Annotated in this window: 8 protein-coding genes; 2 read left to right on the top strand and 6 right to left on the bottom strand. The window is 73.6% G+C overall.

Features of this window, described 5'->3' with window-relative positions; all coding sequences use genetic code 11:
* Together BCL65_RS11945 and BCL65_RS11940 are read right to left on the bottom strand one after the other, a co-directional pair.
* On the bottom strand, positions 1 to 540 hold a 540-nt coding region (locus BCL65_RS11945), incomplete at its 3' end, for an ATP-binding cassette domain-containing protein (RefSeq protein WP_146137219.1).
* Positions 541 to 606: 66 nt separating this feature from the next.
* Positions 607 to 1914 carry a GNAT family N-acetyltransferase gene (locus BCL65_RS11940; RefSeq protein ID WP_106268271.1) on the bottom strand — a complete coding sequence of 436 codons (1308 nt, stop codon included), beginning with the start codon at positions 1912 to 1914 and terminating at the stop codon, positions 607 to 609.
* Positions 1915 to 1979: 65 nt separating this feature from the next.
* Here BCL65_RS11940 and BCL65_RS11935 point away from each other — a divergent pair, with 65 nt between their 5' ends.
* Positions 1980 to 2309: an MGMT family protein gene (locus tag BCL65_RS11935; RefSeq protein WP_106268269.1), complete on the top strand. Its 330-nt coding sequence runs from the start codon at positions 1980 to 1982 to the stop codon at positions 2307 to 2309.
* A gap of 16 nt (positions 2310 to 2325) precedes the next feature.
* Here the strand turns inward: BCL65_RS11935 and BCL65_RS11930 are convergent, their stop codons facing one another.
* Complete coding sequence (locus BCL65_RS11930; RefSeq protein WP_106268332.1) at positions 2326 to 3357, bottom strand: LLM class F420-dependent oxidoreductase; 1032 nt, start codon at positions 3355 to 3357, stop codon at positions 2326 to 2328.
* 111 nt (positions 3358 to 3468) lie between these two features.
* On the opposite strand from BCL65_RS11930, the gene BCL65_RS11925 reads away from it, so the two are divergent.
* A complete protein-coding gene (locus BCL65_RS11925) occupies positions 3469 to 3852 on the top strand; it encodes an MmcQ/YjbR family DNA-binding protein (RefSeq protein WP_106268267.1) in 384 nt (127 codons plus the stop codon).
* A gap of 120 nt (positions 3853 to 3972) precedes the next feature.
* On the opposite strand, the gene cysE is transcribed toward BCL65_RS11925, so the two are convergent.
* The 3 genes from cysE to zapE all read right to left on the bottom strand — a co-directional run bounded on the left by cysE (position 3973) and on the right by zapE (position 6979).
* Entirely contained in the window at positions 3973 to 4578 is a 606-nt protein-coding gene (gene cysE, locus BCL65_RS11920) for a serine O-acetyltransferase (protein ID WP_106268265.1), read from the bottom strand.
* On the bottom strand, positions 4578 to 5513 hold the full coding sequence (gene cysK / locus BCL65_RS11915) for a cysteine synthase A (RefSeq protein WP_106268263.1): 936 nt from the start codon (positions 5511 to 5513) through the stop codon (positions 4578 to 4580). Before cysK ends, cysE begins: the two co-directional genes overlap by 1 nt.
* 386 nt (positions 5514 to 5899) lie before the next feature.
* Positions 5900 to 6979: a cell division protein ZapE gene (gene zapE, locus BCL65_RS11910; RefSeq protein WP_106268262.1), complete on the bottom strand. Its 1080-nt coding sequence runs from the start codon at positions 6977 to 6979 to the stop codon at positions 5900 to 5902.
* Between the last annotated feature and the right edge of the window lie 51 nt (positions 6980 to 7030).

Here is a 7030-nt window from a genome sequence, read left to right as displayed (position 1 = left end):
GTCGAACTTCTCGTCGACCTCCTTGGGCGTCATGCCCAGGGCGAGGCCCCCGATCTCGATGTTCTTCGAACCGGTCATCTGCGGCATGAGCGCCGCGTTCACGCCCAGCAGCGCCGGCTCGCCGTCGACGTAGACGGCCCCGGAGTGGGGCGGGATGAGCCCGGTGATGGCGCGCAGCAGCGTCGACTTGCCCGACCCGTTGATCCCGACGATCCCGATCGACTCACCGTGACGGGCGGTGAACGACACGCCACGCACGGCGTGCACCTCGCTCACGGCCCCGACGTGCTGCCGCCCCGCCCCGAGCAGCCGCTGGAGGATGCTTCGTCTCGCGGGGGCCGGCGCCTGGGCCCCGGCTCCGGGCTTGTCGGCACGTGGTTCGTTGCTGCCGCCGAACACCCGGAAGACGACGTGCAGCTCGTCCACCACCAGGCAGGGATCGCCGAGCGTGACCGTTCCGGCACGTCCCCCCGCGTCGTCCTCCTCCATCTCCATGTCGACGTCGTGGAGACGGTCCCGCCCGGCCGTGGTCGATGCCATGGCCCGGACACTAACAGAAAGACTACTAAACCGATAGGAATTGTGCGCTCAGGGTGTCCGGCAGTCTCAGAACACCCAGCTGCACACCGGCGCGACCGGCCAGCCGAACGCCGTGCTCGCCGCCGCCAGGGCGCCGGGTACGCGTTCGTCGACCAGGCCCGCGGCGGCCAGACCGGCCAGCGACGTGCCACCGAGGTAGGCGGCACCGAGCTCGCGGACGTCCAGCGCCAGGTCGGCCTCCGACGGCGCCGTGTCCGCGCGCTCGCACGTCGCCGCACCGAAGGGAGCGGCCCGCAGGTGCCAGACGCCGGCGTTGTCCGGCAGGCGCGCGTCGGTGACGGCCAGGGTCGCGTCGATCCCTGCGGCGTACCGGCGGCCCGCCAGGGCGGTCGGGAGGTCCACGAGGCGGATCCAGACGTTGTCGACCCGACGCTGGCCGGCCGCCCGCGGGTTCCGGAGCAGGGCGAGGAGCGGGTCGTCCGGTGCGAGGATGAACGGCTTGGTCTCGGTCATGAGGTCGAGGTCGAGCAGCACGCCCCACAGGGCTCGGGACGCTGCGGCGTCGAGGGCGACGGCCTCCAGGACGTTCACGGTGCCGTCCGTGCCGGTGGGGACCCAGTCGAGCTTGCGGCGCAGCAGCGCGTAGCCGCGCGGCTCGCCGTCTCGCTCGACCACCACGATCCGCCGCGACTCCTGGCCGCCGCGGAAGGTGGTCGAGTCGCGCCACCAGGAAGCCTGCAGCTCGGCAGACTCCCGGGTCGCCCATCCCGGGCGGTTGATGCCGGTGCCGCCCACGGACTCCCCGGCGACGCGGTGGACCGTGTCGACGAGCGCGGCGTGGCGCCCGCGGTCCGCGTGCTCGATCCGCACGGTGTGCTCGGCCGCCCCGGGCACGTCGCGCAGGGCGGCGCCGCGCGGGACGGTGAGGCGGACGTCGTCGGCCGCCTTGCCGTAGCCGAACCGGCCGTAGATCGGGTACTCCGCGGCGAACAGCGCGGACAACGGTTCGCCGCGCTCGCGGCAACGGGCCAGGTGCAGGTCGATCATCGCGGTCGCGATGCCGCGGCGGCGGTGCTGGGGGTGCACGCCGACCCACGTCAGACCGGCGGTGGGCAGGGTGCCGCCCGGGACGGGGAAGCGGCTGAACGGGTACGAGGCGTGCAGGGCGGCCAGTCCGCCGTCGGGGGCCGCCTCGCCGTCGGGCTCGACGCCGACGACGCGGTCCCAGGTCAGCGGTGACGGTCCCTTCTCGATCTCGTCCGGGTCCGCCGGGGAGGGGAAGGCCCAGGAGTCGAGGTGCGTGACGGCGCGGCGGTCGTCCGCCGTGAGCTGGCGGAAGCGGTACCCGGCAGGGGCGGGTGCATCGAGGATCACGGACCGATCCTGCCGCCCGGCAGGGTCCGGCGCCAGAGGATTTGCGGCGGCGGTAGGGTCGCGGCGTGACCGAGCCAGACGAGACCAGCGCCGCCGAGGAGTACCTCGACGAGGTGCTCACCGTCGTCGAGCGGGTGCCGCCGGGACGAGCCACGACGTACGGACTGGTGGCCGAGGCCGTCGCCGAAGTGCTCGGGCGGGGAGGTCCGCGCCAGGTCGGTCAGGTGATGGCCCGCGCCGGGTCCGGCGTGGCGTGGTGGCGCGTGGTCAACGCCGCGGGGGCGCCCCCGGCCCGTCACCTGGACCGGGCGCTCACGGAGCTGCGCGCCGAGGGCTGCCCCCTGACCCGCGACGGCCGGCGCGTGGACCTGCGCCGCGCCGTCTGGCTTCCCTGAGCGCTTCCGGCGGGATTCAGCCGAGCAGGGCGGCCGCCGCGGCGGCGTCGCCCTGGACCAGCAGGGTCGTCAGGGCGGTGTTCTCCCAGCGGGCCAGGTCGGCGCGGACCTTCGCCGCGGGCCCCACGAGCGCGATCTCCTCGACGAGCTCGGTCGGCACCGCGCGGGCCGCGTCCTCCTTGCGGCCCTCGAGGTAGAGCCGCTGGACCTCGTCGGTGACCTCGCCGTAGCCGAGACGGTCGAGGGACGCCTTGTGGAAGTTCGCCTCCTTGGCGCCCATCCCGCCCGCGTACAGCGCGATGTGGGGGCGCACGACGTCGGCCGCGGACTCGACGTCGTCGCGCACCACGACGGGCACGGTGGCGGCGACCTCGAACTCCTCCGGGCGGGAGCGCTCGTCGGCTCGTCGGGCGAAGCCCTCGGCCAGCAGCTCCCGGTGCTCGGCGTCCGTGCGGGGCGCGTAGAAGCCCGCCATCCACCCGTCCGCGATCTCTGCCGCCAGGGCCACGTTCTTCGGCCCCTGCGCCGCCAGGACGATCGGGACCTCCGGTCGCACCGGGTGCACCGTCGGCTTGAGCGCCTTGCCGAGGCCGGTGGCCCCGGGGGCGTCGGCCGGCAGCGGCAGCCGGTAGAACTCGCCGTCGAACGTGACGGGGCGCTCGCGCGCGATGACCTGGCGCACGATGTCGACGTACTCGCGGGTCCGGGCCAGGGGACGGCGGTACGGCTGGCCGTACCAGCCCTCGACGACCTGCGGACCCGAGGCGCCGAGGCCGAGCACGAACCGACCGCCGGAGAGGTGGTCCAGCGTGAGGGCCTGCATGGCCGTGGCCGTCGGCGTGCGGGCCGCCATCTGCGCGATCCCGGTGCCGAGGCGCAGCCGGGAGGTGTGGGACCCCCACCAGGCGAGCGGTGTGAAGGCGTCGGACCCGTACGCCTCGGCGGTCCAGACGGAGTCGAGGCCGGCGGCCTCGGCCTGCTGCAGGGCCTCCACGATGCCGGTCGGCGGCTTGCGGGACCAGTAGCCGGTCTGGATGCCGATGCGCAGGGTGGTCATGGGTCTCCTCGTCGAGTCGTGGTACCTGGGACGTCCCGTCCCGGACAACGCCTCACCCTAGCCGAGGTGGCGGCCGCGGACGGCGCCGCCGATGCTGGGGAGATGGCCACCTACGACGACGTCGCCCGCCTCGCGCTCGCCCTGCCCGAGACGACCGAGGGCACCTCGCGCGGCTGGCGGGTGTGGCAGGTCGCCGGCAGGCAGTTCGTGTGGGAGCGGCCCTTCACGAAGGCGGACCTGCGGCGGTTCGGCGACGATCCGGTGCCGGCCGGCTCGATCCTCGCGGCCGCCGTCGAGGACCTGGGGGAGAAGGAGGCGGTGCTGGCGGCCCACCGCGGCTCGCACTTCACCATCCCGCACCTGGACGGGTACGCCGCCGTGCTGGTGCGGCTCGACGCGGTCGACGACGGCACGCTCGCCGAGACCGTGGAGGACGCCTGGTGCGCGCGTGCGCCGGAACGGCTGGCGCGCGACCACCGCGCGTGAGCGTCACGTGCACCGACGGTTCTGAAGAAGTGCGGGGCGCCATTGCCCCGCACCACCTGCCTTTCTAGTGGCGTGGACCACACCCGGCAAGGCCAGAACGCGTCCGTTGCCGAATCGCAATCAGATGACGTACTCGATGAGCTGCGAAGGATCCTCGAAGCTCTGGCCGTTCGTCGGCCGCGGGGGCGCAGGTGTCCGGAGCCGGGCCGGGACCCCGACGGCGACCGCGGACGCCGGGACGTCACGGGTCACCACGGCGTTGGCTCCCACCTTGGCGTCGTCGCCGATCCACAACGGACCCAGCACCTTGGCGCCGGAACCCACCATGACCCGGTCGCCGAGCGTGGGGTGCCGCTTGCCCGGGTTCATCGATCGTCCGCCGAGCGTCACGCCGTGGAACAACAGGCAGTCGTCGCCGACCTCGGCCGTCGCGCCGATGACCACGCCCATGCCGTGGTCGATGAACAGGCGCCGACCGATGCGCGCGCCGGGGTGGATCTCGACGCCCGTGAGCAGGCGCGAGACCAGCGACAGCACCCGCGCGAGCAGCCGCAGCGCAGGCTGCTGCCACAGCAGGTGCGCCACACGGTAGTGCCACACGGCGTGGACGCCCGGATAGGTCAGGACGACCGCGGCGAGCGACGTCGCGGCCGGGTCCTGGGCGCGCGCGACCTCCGCGTCCTCGCGGAGGAGGCGGAAGAACGCGCGCGCCGAGGAGCCTGCCATCAGTCGAGCAGGTCGGAGAACAGGATGGTCGACAGGTAGCGCTCGCCGAAGCTGGGGATGATCACGACGATCGTCTTGCCGGCGTTCTCGGGGCGTGCGGCGACCTGGGCGGCGGCGGCGAGCGCCGCACCGGACGAGATGCCCACGAGCAGGCCCTCCTCCTTCGCGGCCCGCTTGGCCCACTCGACGGCGGTCTCGGCGTTGATGTCGATGACCTCGTCGTAGACGTCGGTGTCCAGGATCTCCGGCACGAAGTTCGCGCCGATGCCCTGGATCTTGTGCGGCCCGGGAGCACCGCCGTTGAGGATCGGGGACTCCTCGGGCTCCACCGCGATGATCTGCACCTCGGGCTTGCGCTCCTTGAGCACCTGGCCGACGCCGGTGATGGTGCCACCGGTGCCGATGCCGGCGACGAGGATGTCGACGCCGCCGTCGGTGTCCGCCCAGATCTCCTCCGCGGTGGTCTCGCGGTGGATCTTCGGGTTCGCCTCGTTGGAGAACTGGCTGGCCAGGATGGCACCGGGGCGCTCGGCCGCGATCTTCTCGGCGGCGGCGACCGCACCCTTCATGCCCTCCGCACCCGGCGTGAGGACGAGCTCGGCGCCGTAGGCGCGCAGGAGGGCGCGACGCTCCTTGGACATGGTCTCCGGCATGGCCAGCACGACGTCGTACCCGCGCGCCGCACCGACGAACGCCAGGGCGATGCCGGTGTTGCCCGAGGTGCCCTCGACGATCGTGCCGCCGGGCTTCAGGGCGCCGGACGCCTCGGCGGCGTCGATGATCGAGACGCCGATGCGGTCCTTCACCGAGCTGGCCGGGTTGTAGAACTCGAGCTTGGCGGCGACGGTGGCGGACGAGCCCTCGGTCAGCCGGTTGATCCGGACCAGCGGGGTCCGGCCGATGAGCTTCGTCGCGTCGTCGTAGATGATGGCCATGTGTGATGTTCCTTCGTCGGTTGCGGTGGTGCGGTGGGCGAGGGTGCCATCCGGGCCGCGGCGGCCGCCGGACGGCGGCACGCGCGAGGCGCGGCGCTGGCGGGGGTCGTGGCGGGCGCAGAGGGCGGGGCTGGGTCGGCGAGCGTCGCACGGTCGCCGCGGCCCGCATGGCGGGTCAGGCGTGGCGTGGACGCTCTACCGACAGCAGCAGGCCGTCATGGGTGCGCAGCCCACCGGCACGCGCACGAGGAGGCGCGAACGGGGGGAGGCCGGGAAAGCAGCACGGGGGAACGCGGTGGTGCTCATCGGTTCCTCCCCGTGGTCGGCGGCGGTCGCCGGGCGGCGTGCTTTCCGCGCGGGCCCGACAAGGGCCTGCGGCGTCGAGCCTAACCACCGGACAACCGATCGACAAGACCGGTCTCACTGATCGAGAACATCGATGATTCACTCGGCGGCCCGGGGACCTGCCGCAACCGGCTCACCGCTCGCCCGAGGTCCGGGGGCGCGGGTCGGCCCGCCGGTACGGTCAGGAGCGCCGCGAGAAGGCGCCCCGGACGTCTGCTCGCCGAGCTCCCGGGCAGGGTGAGGACGAGCGCCTGGTCCCTGTCGTACAGCACGTCCACGAGGCTCACGAACCGTGCCTGCGTCTCCGGGCGGCACCGCGCGAACGGGACCAGGTCGAGCAGCACGAACCGCTGGTACCGCTCCGCGAGGAACAGCAGGTCGAGTGCCGAGACCGGGGCGGCGCAGAGCCCCAGGAAGTCGAACCAGACGGTGTCGCCCTCGGCGCGCAGCGCCGGAACCGTCCGGCCGCCCGGTAACGGCACCTCCACGGCGTCGCCGGGGTCAGGTGCCTCGAGCGTGCCGGCGGGCACCACCCGGCCGGACCGCCATCCGGGGACGGCACGGTCGCCGTCGGTCACGAGCGTGCGGAAGTCGGTGGTGCCGGCGACCTCGACCACCGTCAGGGAGCCCTCGATCAGCTCGATGAGCGGTTCCGCGAGATGGTGGAAGAGCGGCGACGGCAGGAGTCCGTGCGGAGGGTAGTTCGACGTCGCGACCACCGTGACGCCCCGTGCGCGCAGGGTGCGCAGTGCTCGGGTGAGGAGCATGGTGTCGCCGGAGTCGTGCAGGTGCAGCTCGTCGAAGCAGAGCGTGCGGGCGTCGCCGAGCAGCGCGTCGACGGCGCGCGCCATGGCGTCCTTCCGGCCGGTCCGGGCCCACACCTCGGCGTGCAGCGCCCGGTAGAACTCGTGGAAGTGGAAGCGGGGCCCACCGGCCGCGGCGTGGAACCGGTCGAGCAGCCAGGTCTTTCCGCGGCCCACCGGCCCCCAGAGGTAGACCCCGCCCGCGGTGTCGCCGCGCCGGAGCGGCTCCAGCAGCCCCTCCAGGTGCCCGGCGGCCGTCCGTTGCGCGGGAGAGAGGGTCATGCCGGCATCGGCCGCCGCGTCGAGGATCGGGTGCACCGTCCGAACGTACGACGTCGGCCCCGGCCCGGGACAGGACCGGGGCCGACG

The organism is Isoptericola halotolerans (assembly GCF_003003075.1).
GTDB classification, from domain to species: Bacteria; Actinomycetota; Actinomycetes; order Actinomycetales; family Cellulomonadaceae; genus Isoptericola; species Isoptericola halotolerans_A.
Note: the sequence above shows the minus strand (reverse complement) of the source record. Positions and strands in the feature narration are given on the sequence as shown.